This is a genomic window from Streptomyces sp. NPDC048590 (assembly GCF_043199535.1).
Taxonomy (GTDB): domain Bacteria; phylum Actinomycetota; class Actinomycetes; order Streptomycetales; family Streptomycetaceae; genus Streptomyces.
Genome location: NZ_JBICWC010000002.1, coordinates 353,596 through 370,252 on the forward strand (window position 1 = coordinate 353,596; position 16,657 = coordinate 370,252).

Genomic DNA, 16,657 nt, shown 5'->3' on the forward strand with positions numbered 1-16,657 from the left:
TTCGGCGGACGCGCCCCTTCCCACCGGGGCCCGCACCGTCGCCGGTCCGTCCGCCGAGGTGTCGGGCAGCTCCGGCGGATGCGGAGTCCGAGCCCGCCCGGACGGCCTCGGCGGACGGGAGCAGTGAGAAAGCGCGGCAGTCCGTCTCGACGGACGGGGGCCCGCAGGCCCGGAAGGCTCTCCCGCGCGCTACCTCTCGAGCACCAGCGCCGACCCCTGGCCCACACCGATGCACAGGGTCGCCACACCCACCCCGGAGCCGGCGGCCCTGAGCTGATGCGCGACGGAACCCGCAAGCCGGGCCCCCGACGCTCCGAGGGGGTGGCCGATCGCGATCGCCCCGCCGCGCGGATTGAGCACGGACGGGTCGAGTCCCGGCCATTCGGCCAGGCAGCCCAGCACCTGGGCGGCGAAGGCCTCGTTGAGTTCGAGGGTCGCGAGGTCCGCGAACGACCGTCCGGCCCGGTCGAGTGCCCTGTTCACGGCCTCGACGGGAGCCAGCCCGAAGTAGTGCGGTTCGTTGGCCGCGACGGCGGAGGCGGTGATCCTGGCCAGCGGCTCGCGGCCGGTGGCCCGCAAGCCCTCCTCGTCGGCCAGCAGCAGGGCGGCCGCGCCGTCGTTGAGCGGGGAGGAGTTGCCCGCGGTGACCGTACCGCCCTCCGTCCGGAAGGAGGGGCGCAGCCCGGACATCGCTTCGAGCGACGCGTCCTCCCTGACGCACTCGTCCCGGTCCACCACGACCGGGTCACCCTTGCGCCGGGGGAGCGTCAGCGGCACGATCTCCCCGTCGAACAGCCCGGCGGCACGGGCCGCCGACGCCTTCCGGTGGGAGGAGAGCGCGAACTCGTCCTGCCGCTCCCTGCTGATCGAGTGCTTCTCCGCGATCAGCTCCGCGCTCTCGCCGAGCGGCACCGTCCACTGCGGATCCATCCGCGGGTTGACCATGCGCCAGCCCAGCGTGGTCGAGTACATCTCGGTGTGCCCGGCGGGAAAGGCGCGGTCGCTCTTGGGGAGCACGTAGGGGGCGCGGGTCATGGACTCGACACCGCCGGCCACGACCAGCGAGTGGTCCCCCAGTGCCACCGAGCGCGCCGCGTGCACGACGGCTTCGAGGCCCGAGGCGCAGAGCCGGTTGACGGTGACTCCCGGGACCGAGACCGGCAGACCGGCCAGGAGCGCGGCCATCCGGCCGACGTTGCGGTTCTCCTCGCCCGCGCCGTTGGCGTTGCCGAGCACGACGTCACCGATGCGCGAGGGGTCGAGATCCGGGGTGCGGCCGAGCAGTGCGCGGATGGCGTGCGCGGCCAGATCGTCGGGGCGGACTCCCGCGAGCGCCCCGTTGTACCGGCCGATCGGGGTGCGGACGGCGTCCACGACGTACACGTCGCGGGTTCGGAGACTCACGAGGCGGTCCTTCCGGTCGTACGGACCGGGGCGGCGGTCCTCTCCAGCACCTCGGCGGTGCTCACCCCGGGGGCGGTCTCCACGAGCACCAGGCCGTCCGCGGTCACGTCGAGCACCGCGAGGTCGGTGATGACGCGCTGGACGCAGGCCTTGCCCGTCAGCGGCAGGGTGCACTCCTCGACGATCTTCGGGCTGCCGTCCTTGGCGGTGTGCGTCATGGTCACGATGACACGCCGTGCGCCGTGGACGAGGTCCATGGCTCCGCCGATTCCGGTCACCATCCTGCCGGGCACCGCCCAGTTGGCGAGGTCACCGCGTGCGGAGACCTCCATGGCCCCCAGCACGGCGGCGTCGATGTGGCCGCCGCGGATCATCCCGAAGGAGAGCGCCGAGTCGAAGAAGGAGGCGCCGGGGCGGACCGTCACCGTCTCCTTGCCCGCGTTGATGAGATCGGGGTCGACGTCCTCGTCGTAGGGGAAGGCGCCGGTGCCGAGGATTCCGTTCTCGGACTCCAGCACGACGTGGACACCGTCGGGCAGGTGGTTGGGGATGAGCGTGGGCAGGCCGATGCCCAGATTGACGTACTCGCCGTCCCGTAGTTCCGCCGCCGCCCTGGCAGCCATCTCGTTCCTGTTCCAGGCCATCAGTTGCGTTCTCCCCGCTCGCTGACCGTCCGCTTCTCGATCTTCTTGTCCACGGCCTGCTCCGGAGTCAGCGCGACCACCCGCTGCACGAAGATGCCCGGCAGGTGCACATGGTCCGGGTCGATCTCACCGGGCTCGACCAGTTCCTCGACCTCCGCGACGGTGACGCGCCCGGCCATGGCGGCGAGCGGGTTGAAGTTGCGCGCGGACTTGTTGAAGACGAGGTTGCCGTGCCGGTCGCCCCTGGCCGCCCGCACCAGGGCGAAGTCCGTGCGGATGCTGCGCTCCAGGACGTATTCGGTGCCGTCGAACTCGCGTACCTCCTTGGCGGGGGACGCCACCGCCACCGCACCCTCGCCGTCGTAACGCCAGGGGAGTCCGCCGTCCGCGACCTGGGTGCCCACCCCGGCGGGCGTGAAGAACGCCGGTATCCCCGCCCCTCCGGCCCGCAGCCGTTCGGCCAGGGTGCCCTGCGGGATCAGTTCAAGCTCCAGTTCACCGCCCAGGTACTGCCGGGCGAACTCCTTGTTCCCGCCGATGTACGAACCGGTGACCCGGCTGATCCGGCCGGCGGTGAGCAGCACCGCGAGTCCGGTGTCCATCGCACCGCAGTTGTTGGACACCACGCTCAGCCCGCTGACGCCGCTCGCGTACAGGGCGTCGATCAACACGTTCGGTACACCGCTGAGGCCGAAGCCCCCCACTGCCACCGACGCGCCGTCCCGCACGTCGGCCACGGCCAGCGCCGCCGACGCGACCACCTTGTCCATGGGACCGCCCATCTCATAGTGTTCGCATAGTGAAGTTTCCTTCACTATGATGGGAGGGAGTCTGCCGCCCGGACCGGAGGACTGTCAACGGTCCGGCCGCCCGTGGCCCACCCTCCGGCGGCTTCGGCGGTACGCCGGGGCCCCGCCGTACCGTGGCGGCCCGGTGCGCAACCGACCGATGTACCGTGCCGATCCGGCACGGAACCACCCGACGGAGAGCAGATGACACCGCCCAGCACCGCCCCTGGCGACCCGCAGGCGCCCCCCGAGTCGGTCACCCCGCTCATCCGGGGCATCGCCGTCCTGCGCCGGCTGAGCGAAGCGGACGGCTCCCTCGACCTCGGTGAGCTGGAGCGCGCCACGGGTCTGGCCCGCTCCACCGTCGACCGGATCGTCCTGACGCTCGCCCGCACGGGATACGTGCGCCTCGCGGGCAGGACCGTCACCCTCACACCCCGGCTGATGGAGCTGGGCAACGCGTATCTCTCCTCGACGCGTTTCCCGGCGCTCCTGGGTGATGCGGTGGACGCCCTCGCGGACGAACTCGACGAATCGGTGTCCCTCGCGGTACCCGACGGTGACGGCATCCGCTTCGTGCACCAGGCCACCCGTCGCAGGGCTATGTCCCTGCGCTTCCGCATCGGTGACCTGCTTCCGGTCGAACGCACGGCGCCAGGAGCGCTGTTCGCCACCGTCTGGGAACCCGGGGAGTGGCATGCCTGGCGGGAGCGCCGGGCCCGTGACCCCGAAGAGGCGGGCTTCCCGTCCCTGCCGCCGCGCCCGCGTCAGCCTGACCGCTTCTTCGAGGAGCGGGTGGCATCGGCACGGGCCGACGGCTGGGCCCTCGACGACCAGCTGATCGAGCCCGGGCTCATCGCCCTCGCCGTGCCGGTGCGGGATGCCGCCGGAGGCATCGCCTGCGTGCTCAGCGCAGTCAGCCACACCAGCCGCCACACCGCCGAAGGCCTCCGGGGCGGTGTTCTGCCCCGACTGCGCGACGCTGCCGCGGAGATGGAGCGCCACCTCCGGGCAGCGGCCCCCGCCGGCGCCGCGCCCACCGGTGCCGCCCCCTCGCCGTCCGGGGGAGCCGGGCCGGGCGGGGCCGCCCTCGCCTCGTGGACCGCCGCCTCCAAACAGGAGCTGGGCCGGGAGTTCATCGAATCGCTCGCCCGGGGACTGACCGTCATCGCCGCCTTCGCGGACACCGGCCAGGATCCGACCCTCAGCGATATCGCCCGCGCCACCGGCCTCTCCAGGGCGTCGGCGCGCCGTGCGCTGATCACCCTCGAACACCTCGGCCACGTCACGGTCGACGGACGTCACCACAGGCTCGCACCGCGCGTCCTGGAGCTCGGCTACGCGCCGCTGTCGCGCACCACCCTGTCGCGGATCGCCCAGCCGCACCTTGCCGGCCTGGCCGGGCGGATCCGCGACTCCGCCTCTCTCGCCGTCCTGGTCGACGACGCCGTGCAGTACGTGGCGCGGGCGGCGACCCACCGCATCATGACCGTCGACATCACCGTGGGCACCCGCTTCCCCGCCTACGCCACCTCCCTCGGCCGTGTGCTGCTGGCCGGCCTGCCGGCCGCCGAGCTCGACCCGCTGCTGGCCCACGCGGATCTGCGTCCGCTCGCCCCCCACACCCTCACCCGCCGTGCCGCACTCGAGACGGTCCTGGACGGGGTGCGGAGGGAGGGATACGCCCTGGTCGACGAGGAACTGGAGGCAGGGCTCCGTTCGATCGCCGTCCCCGTACGTGACCGCTCCGGCGCTGCCGTAGCGGCCGTCAACGTCGCGATGCACAGCAGCAGCCGGACGATCGACGAGTGCCTCGACGAGGTGCTGCCGGGGCTGCGGTCCACAGCCGACGCCATCGAGGTGGACCTGCACACCGCGGCCCGCTTCGGACAGGTGGCCGTTGTCTGACCCGGCCGGCGGCCTTCGCGCCTGTCCCTGCACGGAGGCATAAAGGGCGCACACGGGGTAGGCGAGCGCTCGACGAGGGCAGCGCGCCACCGCCGCCAATCGTCGGACACCTCCGTCCGGTGCCTCGGCTTCGCCTCCCCTCCGTTCCTTCCAGGTGCGGAGGCCGACGGAGGAACAGAGGATGCGAAGGTGGCGAGCCGCAGCGGCCGGCCCCGTCGTAACGAGAAGCGACATCCGAGGGAGACAAGACCATGGCGCCCGAGCGAACCTCCTCCGGCAGCATCGCATCCCGTGACCCCCGGCTCGCCCTGCCGGTGGCAGAGCGGGCGGGCTGGAGCGACGTGGACGTGCGGGCGGTCGACACCGTCAGGGTGCTGGCCGCCGACGCCGTCCAGAAGAAGGGCAACGGCCATCCCGGTACGGCGATGAGCCTGGCGCCACTCGCCTACCTGCTGTTCCAGCAGGTCATGCGCCACGACCCCGCGGACGACCGATGGCTCGGCCGGGACCGGTTCGTCCTCTCCTGCGGCCACACCAGCCTCACGCTTTACATCCAGCTCTACCTGGCCGGCTACGGCCTGGAGATGGACGACCTGAAGGCCCTGCGCACCTGGGGTTCGGCCACTCCCGGCCACCCGGAGTACCAGCACACCCGCGGCGTCGAGATCACCACCGGCCCGTTGGGCCAGGGGATGGGCGCCTCCGTCGGGATGGCGATGGCCGCACGCCGCGAGCGGGGCCTGCTCGATCCCGAGGCGGCGCCCGGGGCCAGCCCCTTCGACCACCACGTCTACGTCCTGGCCTCGGACGGCGACATGATGGAGGGCGTCGCCTCCGAGGCCGCGTCGCTGGCAGGTCATCAGCAGCTCGGCAACCTCGTGGCCTTCTACGACAGCAACCAGATCTCCATCGAGGACGACACCGACATCTCGTTCAGCGAGGACGTCCCGGCCCGTTTCGCCGCCTACGGCTGGCACGTTCAGACTGTGGACTGGACCCGCACCGGGGACTACGTCGAGGATGTCGACGCCTTGCTCGCGGCCATCGAGGAGGCGAAGGGGGAGCAGTCCCGGCCCTCGCTGATCATGCTCCGTACCATTATCGGCTGGCCTGCCCCGACGAAGCGGAACACCGGCAAGGCCCACGGTTCGGCGCTGGGCGACGAGGAGGTCGCCGGGACCAAGAGCCTCCTCGGCTTCGACCCCGAGGTGTTCTTCCCGATGGAGGACGAGGTCCTCGCCCACACCCGGGCGGTGGGGGAGCGCGGCAGGAAGGCGCGGGAGACCTGGGAGCGGACCTACGACGACTGGCGGTCCGCGAATCCGGAGCGGGCGGCGCTCCTCGACCGCCTGCGGAAACAGGAGCTGCCCGAGGGATGGACAGGGGCCCTGCCCGAATTCCCCGCCGACGCCAAGGGCATGGCCACCCGCAAGGCGTCGGGTGAGGTGCTGAGCGCCCTCGCGCCGGTGCTGCCGGAGCTGTGGGGTGGCTCGGCTGACCTCGCCGGCAGCAACAACACCACCATGGACGGCGTGCCCTCGTTCATCCCCGAGAACCGCCAGACGAGCGAGTTCGCCGGAGGGCCGTACGGGCGGACGCTGCACTTCGGCATCCGTGAACACGCCATGGGCGCCGTCCTCAACGGCATCGCCCTGCAGAGCCTGACCCGCCCCTACGGCGGCACGTTCCTCACCTTCAGCGACTACATGCGCCCCGCCGTCCGCCTCGCCGCGCTCATGAAGCTCCCCGCCACCTACGTCTGGACCCACGACTCCATCGGTCTCGGTGAGGACGGACCCACCCACCAGCCCGTCGAACACCTGGCCGCGCTCCGTGCCATCCCGGGCCTGGACGTCGTACGCCCCGGCGACGCCAACGAGACCACGGTCTGCTGGCGGACGATCCTGGAGCACGCCGACCGCCCCGCCGGGCTCGTCCTGACGCGGCAGAACCTCCCGGTCCTCGACCGCGGCGACGGCGTCCACGCAGCCGCCGACGGCGCGGCCCGCGGTGCCTACGTCCTGGTCGAGGCCTCCGGGACCGCCCCCGACGTCATCCTCGTGGCGACGGGCTCCGAGGTTCAGATCGCCCTCGACGCGCGCAAGTTGCTGGCCGACGAGGGACTGGCGGTCCGGGTGGTCTCGATGCCCTGCCGCGAATGGTTCGAGGAGCAGCCGCAGGCCTACCAGGACGACGTGCTTCCGCCCGACGTCCGCGCCCGCGTCAGCGTCGAGGCAGCCGTGGGCCAGGGCTGGCGCGAGGTGGTGGGCGACGCGGGGCGGATCGTCAGCCTCGAGCACTACGGCGCCTCGGCCGACTACCAGCGGCTCTACGAGGAGTTCGGCATCACCGCCGACGCGGTCGCCGCGGCGGCACGTGCCTCCGTGCGCGACGCGGTGCAGCCGCCCAGGCCCGGCGGGCAGAGGGGCTGACGAGCGGGCGGCGCGTTCGGCCGCGGATCCGTGCGGCCTCATGTCCGCCCCCGTTCCGGCTGACGACGTCCAGGAGAGCACGCGCCGCCGTCGGGCTGGTTCACCGGTGTCGGCGACCCGTTGACCCATGGGCGGTTGCCGGCGCGGCCCGATGACGGAGGCGCGGTCGGGACGTGCGGCCCGGTCCGCCGGTGGGACAACCTGAGGGCGCCACCGGGCGTCGGCGGTTCCGTCGCCCGCGGTCCGCAGGACGGGGCGGGTCGCGACCCGGCCGGCACCGGGGCATCTGCATTTACGGTATACCAAACTCTTGACGTGTGCCTGAGGGGCGCACATATTTGGTATGCCATAGCGCAGAAAGCCGACGTCAAGGAGGGTGATCGGCTGCGGGCGCACCAGCCATCGCGGTCGGTCCGTCGAAGGTCCTTCCTCCGCGCGTCGCGCATACCCCGCCCTCAGGTCTCTCTTGCCAGCACGGAGGCGTCATGACCACAGCGCACCGCTCCGAAGCATCCGCAAGGCCCGAAAAAGACACCCGCTCCGTGTCCTCCTCCGAGGAGTACGAGCACATACCCGTCCCCGCGACCGCGCGCCGCAGCCTGCTGTCCGTCGCTGCCACCTGGTTCGGCTTCCCGATGAACCTGGGCAGCGCGGTCTTCGGCGGAGTGATCGTCTACAACCTCGGCCTGCCCCGGGGGCTGCTCGCCATCCTGGTCGGCAATCTGGTGCTCTTCGCCTACGTCGGCGCGCTCAGCCACCAGGCAGGCAGCACCGGGAAGAACTTCGCCCTGCTGGCCGTGGACACCTTCGGCAGCCGCGGCCGGAACCTGCCCGCCGGGCTGCTCGCCACCGTGGTCGTAGGCTGGTTCTCCTTCCAGGTCGGACTCACGGGCACCACGCTCGGTGGAGCCCTCGGGTGGTCCGTACTCGCGGGGACGGCCATCGGCGGCGTTCTCTACACACTCCTGACGATGGCCGGGATCCGTGCCCTCTCCCTCATCGGAATGATCGCCATGCCCCTGTTTCTCGTGCTCACGGTGGTGGCGCTGGCCTACGGCCTGGACACGCGCACCTCGCCGGCGGACACCTTCGGGTACGAGGGTGCGGGCACCGCCCTCGGCTTCGGTGGCGCCGTCGCCATCGTCGTCGCCGGATTCGCGGACTCGGGCACCATGACCGCCGACTTCACCCGCTGGTCCAGGGACGGACGGTCAGCGGTCCTCGCCACGCTCACGGCCTTCCCCTTCGCCAACTTCCTCGCAAACGCGGCCGGCGGATTCGTCGTGGCGGTGGGTGGCACCGCCGACCCGGCCACCGACGGCGGCGGATTCCTCAACCTTCTCACCGGCCACAGCCCTCTGCTCACCGCCCTGGCCGTGGTCTTCGTCTTCGTCAACCTGGGCTCCGTCGCCTCCCACTGCCTCTACAACGGTGCCGTCGGCTGGTCGGCGCTCACGCCGGTCCGGATGCGCCCCCTCACCCTCGTGCTCGGAGCCGTCGGTGTGGTGCTCGCGCTCAGCGGGGTGTGGGGTCACTTCCTCGACTGGCTCAATCTGCTGGGCGTCCTCGTCCCGCCGATCGGCGCGGTACTGATCACCGACCGACTGCTGCGAGACCGCCTGGGCGACCGGCCCACGGGCAGGTACCGGGTCACCGCCCTCGCCGCCTGGGCAGCCGGGGCCACCGTGGCAGCGATCACCCACCACACATCGCCCGAGTTCGTGGACCCGGTGGTCGGCATGCTCACGGCGGCAGCCGTGTACGCCGCTGCCGAGACGGCCGTACGCCGCAGGTCCGCAGCCCCGCACGCGGGCACCGCCGTATCCACGTGACCGGGCGCCCGGGACCAGGTGCGACGGGCCGCCCGGTCCGCCGCACCGTGAACCGCCGCCGAGGGCAACCGCCTGAAGCGCCCACCCCAAGGAGAAGGAGCCACTGTGAACGCCGCGGAACGCGACGAGATCTGCAAGTTGACCGCCACCGAGACGGTAGCCAGGGTGCGCGCCGGGGAGTTGTCACCCGTCGAGGTCACGGACGCGGTCCTGAACCGCATCGAGGCGGTCGACCCGCACCTGCACGCGTTCTGCACACCGGTCCCCGATCACGCGAGGGCACAGGCGCGTCGCGTGGCCGACGACCTGGCCGCGGGACGGGACCCCGGCCCGCTCGCCGGCATCCCCCTCGGCGTCAAGGACCTGATCTCCACCAAGGGCATCCGTACGACGTCCGGCTCGCCGGCCTACCGGGACTTCGTGCCCGACGAGGACGACATCGTCGTCGAGCGCGCCGTCGCCGGGGGCGCGGTCCTGCTGGGCAAGACGAACGCATCCGAGTTCGGCTTCGGACCCGTGGGCCAGAACCCCCTCTTCCCGACCACCCGCAACCCCTGGAACACCGACCTCACACCCGGCGGTTCGAGTGCGGGTTCCGCGGCGGCCGTCGCCGCGGGGCTCGGCCCGGTAGCCCTCGGCAGCGACGGAGGCGGATCCATCCGTATCCCCGCCGCGCTCTGCGGGCTCTTCGGCTTCAAGGCGTCCATGGGACGCGTGCCCGTCTATCCGGGCTGCCGGGACGACCGCTACCCGGGCGTCTCCGGCTGGGAGTCGATCGAACACATCGGCCCGCTGACCCGCACCGTCGCGGACGCCGCGCTGGTCCTGTCCGTACTGGCAGGGCCCGATCCCCGGGACCGGCACTCCATCCCCTGCGGCGACGTCGACTGGACTGGGCGCCGCCCGATTCCCGAACTGCGCGTCGCCTACAGCCCCGACCTGGGCCGTATCGCGGTCGACCCCGAGGTACGCGGCATCGTCGACGCGGCCGTGGCGGTCCTGGAGCGCGACCTGGGCGCAAAGGTCGAGCAGCCGGACCTGCGGCTTCCCCCGTACGAGGAGACCTTCGGCGCCGTCATCGCCGCCGACACCGATCTCACGGGCCTGCGCGCCCTCGCCGAGCGGCACGGTGACACGATGTCCCCGCGCCTGCTCGACTTCCTCCGAACACCCTGGACCGCGGAGCAACTGACCGAGGCGAACATCATGCGCAAGCGTGTGGTCAACCGGCTCGCCCGGTTGATGGCCGACTACGACCTGATCGTCACCCCGACCGTGTCCACCGCCGCCTTCCCGGTGGGATTCCACGGGCCCGAGGTCATCGACGGGCGGATGGTCGACGGGGACCACTGGACGGCCTTCACGCCCCTCGCCAACCTCGCGGGTCTTCCCGCCGCCAGCGTCCCCGCAGGCCTGACCGCGGACGGCCGACCGGTCGGCCTCCACCTCATCGGCCGGCATCTCGCCGACGCGCGCCTCCTCGACGCCTGCGCGGCCTACGAGGAGGCCGCACCTTGGTCCCACCTCGAACCGCCGCTCGTGGCGGGATGACAGGCGGCCCGGGCGCCCAACGCGGGACCGCGCCCGCGTCGTTCTGACGCGGTGTCCGGCGCGAGAGGCGGAGCCGTGGTACCGCCGCCCGCGCCGAACACCGGGAGGAGTCAGCCCATCTGCCGCCGCACGAGCTCATGGAGCCGCCCGCCCGTGTCCGCCAGCAGTTCGGCCGGCGGCCCCTCCTGCACGACACGGCCGTCAGCCATGACGATCACACGGTCCGCGTCCATCACCGTGGAGAGCCGGTGAGCGATCACGACCCGGGTGGCGCGCAGGGCACGGGTGCTCTCGATGACGGTGCGCTGGGTCTCGTTGTCGAGCGCACTGGTGGCCTCGTCGAAGAAGAGGATCCGGGGGCGCCGCACAAGAGCCTGGGCGATCATCAGCCGCTGACGCTGACCTCCCGAGATCGAGCCGCCCCCGGAGATCATCGTGTGAAGCCCCATCGGCATGCGCTTGATGTCCTCGGCCAGCCCCGCCATCGCGGCGGCCTCCCAGGCCTCCTCCTGGCTGAACACCTCGGCGCCGCAGATGCAGTCCAGGATCGACCCGGACAGGGGCTGGGCGTTCTGCAGCACCACCCCGCACTGACGGCGCACCGCCGCCTGATCCAGCGAGGTCAAGTCCTGCCCGTCGTAGAGCACGCTGCCCGTGACCGGCCTGTCGAAGCCGATGAGCAGCCTGAGCAGCGTCGACTTGCCGCAGCCGCTCGGTCCCACGATCGCCACGAACTCGCCGGGGCGAACGGACACGGACACCTCGTCCAGGACGAGCGGACCGTCGTCGGAGTAGCGGAAACTGACGCCGCGCGCCTCGATCTCACCCGACAGCGTGCCCGGCTGGGTGCTCGCCGCCCGCACCTCCGGTGTGGCGTCGAGGACGGGCCTGATCTGTTCGAACATCGGCAGCACCGCCGCGGCGGAGACGAAGGCCCCGGTGAGCTGCGTCACCGCCGTCAGGAGCATCGTCACCGAGGTGTTGAAGGTCAGGAACTCGCCGGCGGTGAGGGAGCCGCGTGCCGGACCTGCCAGGAGCAGGAAGATGATCAGCGAACACAGGGGAAGATAGACGGCGTTGAGGACGGTCGTGAGGTTCTTGATACGGCCGGCCCGCTTCTGGAGCTCACGGCTGCGGGCGAACTGGGCCGCCCACGCCCCGTAGGCGAAGCTCTCCGCCGCCGCGACCCGCAGCTTGGGCAGCCCGCGCAGGGTCTGGAACGCCTGGTTGTTGAGCTTGTTACCCAGCTCGACCAGACGGCGCTGCCAGCGCAGCTCCCACATGCCCATCGTGAGGAACACCCCGGCGATGACCACCAGCATGGCGACGGCGGTGAGGGCGAGCGGCACGCTGAACCAGAGCAGCAGACCGAGGTTCATCAGCCCGAGCGTGCCCGCCTGCACCACGACGGGACCCGTACCCGACAGCACCCGGCGGATCGTGCTCACGCCCATCGCCGCGCTCGCCAGTTCCCCGGTGGAACGCTCGGTGAAGAATCTCGTCGGCAGGCGCAGCAGCCGGTCCCAGACCGCGGGCTGGAGCGTGCTCTCGATGCGTCCCTCCATCCTCAGGATCGTGAGGTTCTGCAGCAGCATGAAGGCCGCCGAGACCACCCCGGCGATGATGACGGCCAGCGACACCTGCACGATGAGCGACGTCTGGGCGTTGGGGACGTACACACCCAGCACCTTGCCCGTGGCGATCGGGACGAGTGAACCGAGCGCGACCGTCACCAGCCCCGCCAGCACCAGATTCCGAAGGTCGCCCCGGGTGCCGAACAGGGCGAAGCGCAGCAACTGCCGCTTCCTCAGGGGCTGCTCGGGGAGCGGCCGGTAGAACATCACCGCGCGCTCCTCGAACTCACCGGCCGAGGAAGCGCCCAGGCGGCTGCGCCTTCCGGTCAGCGGGCTCACCGCCTCGTAGCGGCCACGGCGCCAGAGCAGCGCGACGGGTGCCCCGGACGCGGCGCGACGTCCCACCAGGGGGCCGGAGTTCTCCCGCCACCAGCGCCCGTCCAGCCGCACCGCCCGGGTCCGTACGCGCGAGGCGACCGCGACGCGTTCGACCGGATCCATCCGGTCACTCACCGCCCCGCCGGTCGAGGGTTCGGCCAGGACGATCCCGGAGTCCCGTGCCACCAGGCGACAGGCCGCGTACACGGCGTCGTCCGACGCCCCGGGCGTTCGCGGCGCGCCCTTCCCCGACCCGCCGATCGAGGTCAGCAGAGCCTGATCGGCCTCCCTCCGGACGGTCTCGCCGGCCTTCAGGCCGGCCGCGGTCCGGTCCTCGTGAGCCCGCTCCAACTGTTCGATCCAGCGGTCCAGAGCGGAGAGCAGCCGGTACTGCTGGTTGACCATCCCCTGCCACATGTCCGGGTCGACGAGCAGGTCACCCGCGGCCTCCGCGCTGAACGCGGCGCCGTACTGGACACTGCCGGGCGAGACCGGCAGCCACAGGACGTCGTCATCCCCCACGGTGTCCTCGACGCCCGCCCGGCCGTCCAGCGGGGCCTCGAACAGCACCCTGTGGCTGCGGCCCACACCGAGCGAGAAGGCGTGCTCCAACAGGCTCAGGGTCGTGTCCCCGGTGTCGTAGCTGCTGCGGTACTGGCCCTCGTACGCCTCCTGCCCCGCATACTCCGGTCGGTACAGCTCACGCAACGGGATGCGGCGCAGCGCGCACTCCTGAAGCGGCCGGCCGACCAAAGTGTGCTGCGGGCCCTCGGCCGGGCCCAGGACGAGTGTCCCCGGCTCCAGCCTGCCCAGGAAGTGCCAGTGCCCCCGCACCGACGCGTCCACCGCGAACAGATCGAGGGCGCCGCCCACGACCAGCCAGAGCACCTGGGGGCCCTCCAGGGACACGCTCCGCATCCCGGTGCAGTCCACCGGCTCCCCGAGAGCGCCGAACGCGCCGATGACGGGGTCGTGTCCGGGGGCCTCCGGGCCCGCGAGGGGGTGGACGGATGTCATCTCAGTGCTCCCTGACCAGATCGGCGTACGCCCCGCCCGCGGCCACCAGGTCCTCGTGGCGGCCGCGTTCCACGACCGTCCCGTGGTCCAGGACCACGATCTCGTCGCTGTCGCGGACGGTGCTCAGCCGGTGCGCGATCACGACGCAGGCGCAGCCGCGACGGCGCAGGTTGTCGATGATGATCCGTTCGGTCTCCGCGTCCAGTGCGCTGGTGACCTCGTCCAGCACCAGGATGCTGGGGCGGCGCACGAGCGCACGGGCGATCTCCAGCCGCTGGCGCTGCCCGCCCGAGAAGTTCCGGCCGTCCTGTTCCACCCGACTGTGGATGCCCTGGGGACGCCGGGCGACGACGTCGTGGAGCGCCGCGTCACGCAGTGCCTCGGCCACCGCCTCGTCCGGGACCGACGGGTCCCACAGCGCCACGTTGTCCCGCACCGTCCCCTCGAAGAGGAAGACGTCCTGGTCGACGAAGGACACGGAAGCGGCCAGCGCGCCCCTGGGGATGTCCTCCAGCCGCTGCCCGTCGATCCGGATCGTGCCCTCCCACGGGCTGTAGAGCCCGGAGATGAGCCGGGAGACGGTCGATTTGCCACTGCCCGAGCCACCCACGAGCGCGACCTGCTGCCCGGGTCCCACGGACAGCGAGAAGTCCTTGAGCAGGGGCGCGTCGAGAGGGCTGTACCCGAAGGTGATCTCCTCCAGCGTCACATGGCCCATGAGGCGCCGGGTGCTGGCCACAGGTTCGGGCCGGGAGTAGAGGGTGTCGACGGGGAAGTTCTCGACGTCCTTGAGCCGGGCCACGTCGGCGGCGAAGTCCTGGATGCGCCCCGCCACCCCGTTGAGCCGGGTGACCGGAGCGGTGAACCGCGTCACCAGCGCCTGGAAGGCGACGAGCAGACCGATCGACAGATGCCCCTCGACGGAACGCAGACCACCGATCCAGAGGATCAGTGCACTGTTGAGGGTCGCGAGGGCCGGAGCGACGATGCCCAGCCACGCGCTGGGAACGCCCAGGCGCTGCTGCTCGTCGAGCGTGGTGGCGTGCTGCCCCGCCCACCGGCGGAAGTACCCGTCCTCGCCGCCGGTCGCCTTCATCGTCTCGATCAGCTGGAGACCGGTGTACGAGGTGTTCGTCAGCCGCGCGCTGTCGGCCCGCAGCTTCTGGGTCCCGGTGGCCCGCAGCCGCACGACGATCCGCATCGCGACGACGTTGAGGAGCGCGATCCCCACCCCGACCGCCGTCAGCTGCGGATCGTAGGTCCACAGCAGGAAGGCGTAGAGGAGGACGACGACGCCGTCCACCCCGGCCGCGGTGAGGTCACGTGCGAGTGTCTCTGCCACCGCGTCGTTGGACTGCAGGCGCTGCACCAGGTCGGCGGGGCTGCGCTGGGAGAAGAAGGTCACCGGGAGCCGCAGCAGATGACGGAAGAACCGTGCGCTGCCGAGCGTGGAGGTGATGATGCGCCCGTGCAGCAGATTCGCCTGCTGCAGCCAGGTCAGGACGACGGTGAGGGCGACGGTCGTGCCCATCGCGGCGAACAGGACGCCCAGCAGGGACGTCTGCTCACCGATCATGAACGTGTCGATGTAGGTACGGCTCAGCGCCGGCAGGGTCGCTCCCACCGCGACCAGCAGCAGACTGGCGAGCAGAGCGGCCAGCATCGTGCCCGTCGTCCCGCGCAGCCGTGCCGGCAGCGACGCCATGACGCCGGGTCTGCGGCCCCCTCGCCGGAAGTCCTCCCCGGGTTCGAGGACAAGGACGACTCCGGTGAAGCTGGTGTCGAAGTCCTCGGCGGGCACGAACCTGCGCCCCTTGCCGGGGTCGTTGATGTGTACCCCGCGACGTCCGAGACGGCGACCCGGCCCCTCGTACACGACGTAGTGGTTGAACTCCCAGAACAGGATGGCCGGTCCCTGGACGTCCGCCAGGGCGGCCGGCTCCATCTGCATGCCCTTGGCTCGCAGACCGTAACCACGGGCGGCCTTCAGCACGTTGCTGGCGCGCGAGCCGTCGCGCGACACACCGCACGCGATCCGCAGCTCCTCCAGCGGTACATGGCGGCCGTGATGGCCGAGCACCATCGCCAGCGAGGCGGCGCCGCACTCCACCGCCTCCATCTGGAGCACGGTGGGGCTGCGTACGGTCCTGGTCCTCCCGCCCTCCCGGCCGGTTCCGGACCGCGAGCGGCGCCCGGCGCCGGACGGGCGCTCGGGGCGGTGCCGTCCGCGGCCGGCGGGCGGCAACTGCTGTGCGGCGGGGGAGGGGTGAGGAGCGGTCACGGGAGCAGCCAATCGATCGGGCGCTGGTCGGTGAGGCGGACGGAGCCGGTGGCCAGGGTCATCGAGCCGATCTCGTACGGCGGTCCGTCGGCGGAGGACCACCGGTAGCCCGACTCCGTCGAGGCCGCGCGTTCGATCCGGACCACGACGGCGAGTGGCCTGCCGTGCCGGGAGAACTGCTCCCCGAGCTGAGCGTCGCCGAGGAAGCGGGTGATCTGCTGCTGCGTCTGCGCGCTCCTGCCGACCGCGGCCACCTTGCCGCGAAGCACCCCGTACTGCTGTGAGGGCACCGACTGGACGGTCAGGTCGACCGACGCGCCGACGGGTACGGAGGCCGCCTTGCTGCCCGCGACGTACAGCAGGGCGACGAGCGGGTCGTCCGAGCCGCCGGTCCGTTCCACGCTCGCCACGTCGGCGCCGGTGGTGACCACCGCGCCGATCGTCGCGGTGACGGAGGTGAGCCGGCCCGCGTCGATCGTGCGGACGACGTGTTCGCCGTCCTGGGCGCGGACCTTGAGCAGAGGGGCGTCACGCGGCAGGGTGGTGCCCTCGTCGGCCAGCACCTCGGTGATCTGTCCGGAGACGGGGCTCTGCAGGATGTAACTGCCCCTGGAGTGCGTCAGGATGCCGGGGGCGTCGAGCGTGCTCGCGACGGAACCGGTCACCGCCCAGAAGCAGGCGCCGGCCATCACCACGAGGGTCACGACGAGGACGAGCAGTCCCTGCGGGCGCGCGAAGCGCACGGGGAGATCGAGTTGTTCGGGCGACTGCAGTTTGGAAAGGGCCTGCTGACGGAACTGCACGGAACTCTTTCCTCACCTCGGTCGGCACCGAGCCCCGGAACCGAC

10 protein-coding genes are annotated in these 16,657 nt (G+C 71.7%); 4 read left to right on the plus strand and 6 right to left on the minus strand.

What is annotated here, in order from left to right:
• Positions 1 to 189: 189 nt before the first annotated feature.
• Genes ACGFNN_RS05950 through ACGFNN_RS05960 form a run of 3 tightly spaced genes read right to left on the minus strand, consistent with a single transcriptional unit; the run spans position 190 to position 2,818 of the window.
• Positions 190 to 1,404 (minus strand): thiolase family protein, encoded by a 1,215-nt coding sequence (locus tag ACGFNN_RS05950; protein ID WP_393553372.1) that lies wholly within the window; start codon positions 1,402 to 1,404, stop codon positions 190 to 192.
• Entirely contained in the window at positions 1,401 to 2,048 is a 648-nt protein-coding gene (locus tag ACGFNN_RS05955) for a CoA transferase subunit B (protein ID WP_362672155.1), read from the minus strand. The genes ACGFNN_RS05950 and ACGFNN_RS05955 overlap by 4 nt, the downstream gene beginning before the upstream one ends.
• Positions 2,048 to 2,818: a CoA transferase subunit A gene (locus ACGFNN_RS05960; protein ID WP_393553374.1), complete on the minus strand. Its 771-nt coding sequence runs from the start codon at positions 2,816 to 2,818 to the stop codon at positions 2,048 to 2,050. Before ACGFNN_RS05960 ends, ACGFNN_RS05955 begins: the two co-directional genes overlap by 1 nt.
• Before the next feature lie 222 nt (positions 2,819 to 3,040).
• On the opposite strand from ACGFNN_RS05960, the gene ACGFNN_RS05965 reads away from it, so the two are divergent.
• The 4 genes from ACGFNN_RS05965 to ACGFNN_RS05980 all read left to right on the plus strand — a co-directional run bounded on the left by ACGFNN_RS05965 (position 3,041) and on the right by ACGFNN_RS05980 (position 10,559).
• Positions 3,041 to 4,744, plus strand: a complete 1,704-nt coding sequence (locus ACGFNN_RS05965; RefSeq protein WP_393553376.1) for an IclR family transcriptional regulator C-terminal domain-containing protein — start codon at positions 3,041 to 3,043, stop codon at positions 4,742 to 4,744.
• Positions 4,745 to 4,995: 251 nt separating this feature from the next.
• Entirely contained in the window at positions 4,996 to 7,176 is a 2,181-nt protein-coding gene (gene tkt, locus ACGFNN_RS05970) for a transketolase (RefSeq protein WP_393553378.1), read from the plus strand.
• A 485-nt stretch (positions 7,177 to 7,661) separates the two neighbouring features.
• Positions 7,662 to 9,008, plus strand: a complete 1,347-nt coding sequence (locus tag ACGFNN_RS05975; protein WP_393553380.1) for a purine-cytosine permease family protein — start codon at positions 7,662 to 7,664, stop codon at positions 9,006 to 9,008.
• Between the two features lie 105 nt (positions 9,009 to 9,113).
• Positions 9,114 to 10,559 carry an amidase gene (locus ACGFNN_RS05980; protein ID WP_393553382.1) on the plus strand — a complete coding sequence of 482 codons (1,446 nt, stop codon included), beginning with the start codon at positions 9,114 to 9,116 and terminating at the stop codon, positions 10,557 to 10,559.
• Between the two features lie 110 nt (positions 10,560 to 10,669).
• Here ACGFNN_RS05980 and ACGFNN_RS05985 read toward each other — a convergent pair whose 3' ends face one another.
• The 3 genes from ACGFNN_RS05985 to ACGFNN_RS05995 are packed head-to-tail and all read right to left on the minus strand — an operon-like array spanning position 10,670 to position 16,612.
• Complete coding sequence (locus tag ACGFNN_RS05985) at positions 10,670 to 13,528, minus strand: NHLP bacteriocin export ABC transporter permease/ATPase subunit (protein ID WP_393553383.1); 2,859 nt, start codon at positions 13,526 to 13,528, stop codon at positions 10,670 to 10,672.
• A gap of 1 nt (position 13,529) precedes the next feature.
• Positions 13,530 to 15,809 carry an NHLP family bacteriocin export ABC transporter peptidase/permease/ATPase subunit gene (locus ACGFNN_RS05990; protein WP_393553385.1) on the minus strand — a complete coding sequence of 760 codons (2,280 nt, stop codon included), beginning with the start codon at positions 15,807 to 15,809 and terminating at the stop codon, positions 13,530 to 13,532.
• Positions 15,806 to 16,612 carry an HlyD family efflux transporter periplasmic adaptor subunit gene (locus ACGFNN_RS05995; protein ID WP_393553387.1) on the minus strand — a complete coding sequence of 269 codons (807 nt, stop codon included), beginning with the start codon at positions 16,610 to 16,612 and terminating at the stop codon, positions 15,806 to 15,808. The genes ACGFNN_RS05990 and ACGFNN_RS05995 overlap by 4 nt, the downstream gene beginning before the upstream one ends.
• Positions 16,613 to 16,657 lie beyond the last annotated feature (45 nt).

Coding starts and splice junctions, on each gene's coding strand:
- ACGFNN_RS05975 (WP_393553380.1), top strand. CDS start 7,662: ATGACCACAGCGCACCGCTCCGAAGCATCCGCAAGGCCCGAAAAAGAC.
- ACGFNN_RS05955 (WP_362672155.1), bottom strand. CDS start 2,048: ATGGCCTGGAACAGGAACGAGATGGCTGCCAGGGCGGCGGCGGAACTA.
- tkt (WP_393553378.1), top strand. CDS start 4,996: ATGGCGCCCGAGCGAACCTCCTCCGGCAGCATCGCATCCCGTGACCCC.
- ACGFNN_RS05965 (WP_393553376.1), top strand. CDS start 3,041: ATGACACCGCCCAGCACCGCCCCTGGCGACCCGCAGGCGCCCCCCGAG.
- ACGFNN_RS05985 (WP_393553383.1), bottom strand. CDS start 13,528: ATGACATCCGTCCACCCCCTCGCGGGCCCGGAGGCCCCCGGACACGAC.
- ACGFNN_RS05960 (WP_393553374.1), bottom strand. CDS start 2,818: ATGGACAAGGTGGTCGCGTCGGCGGCGCTGGCCGTGGCCGACGTGCGG.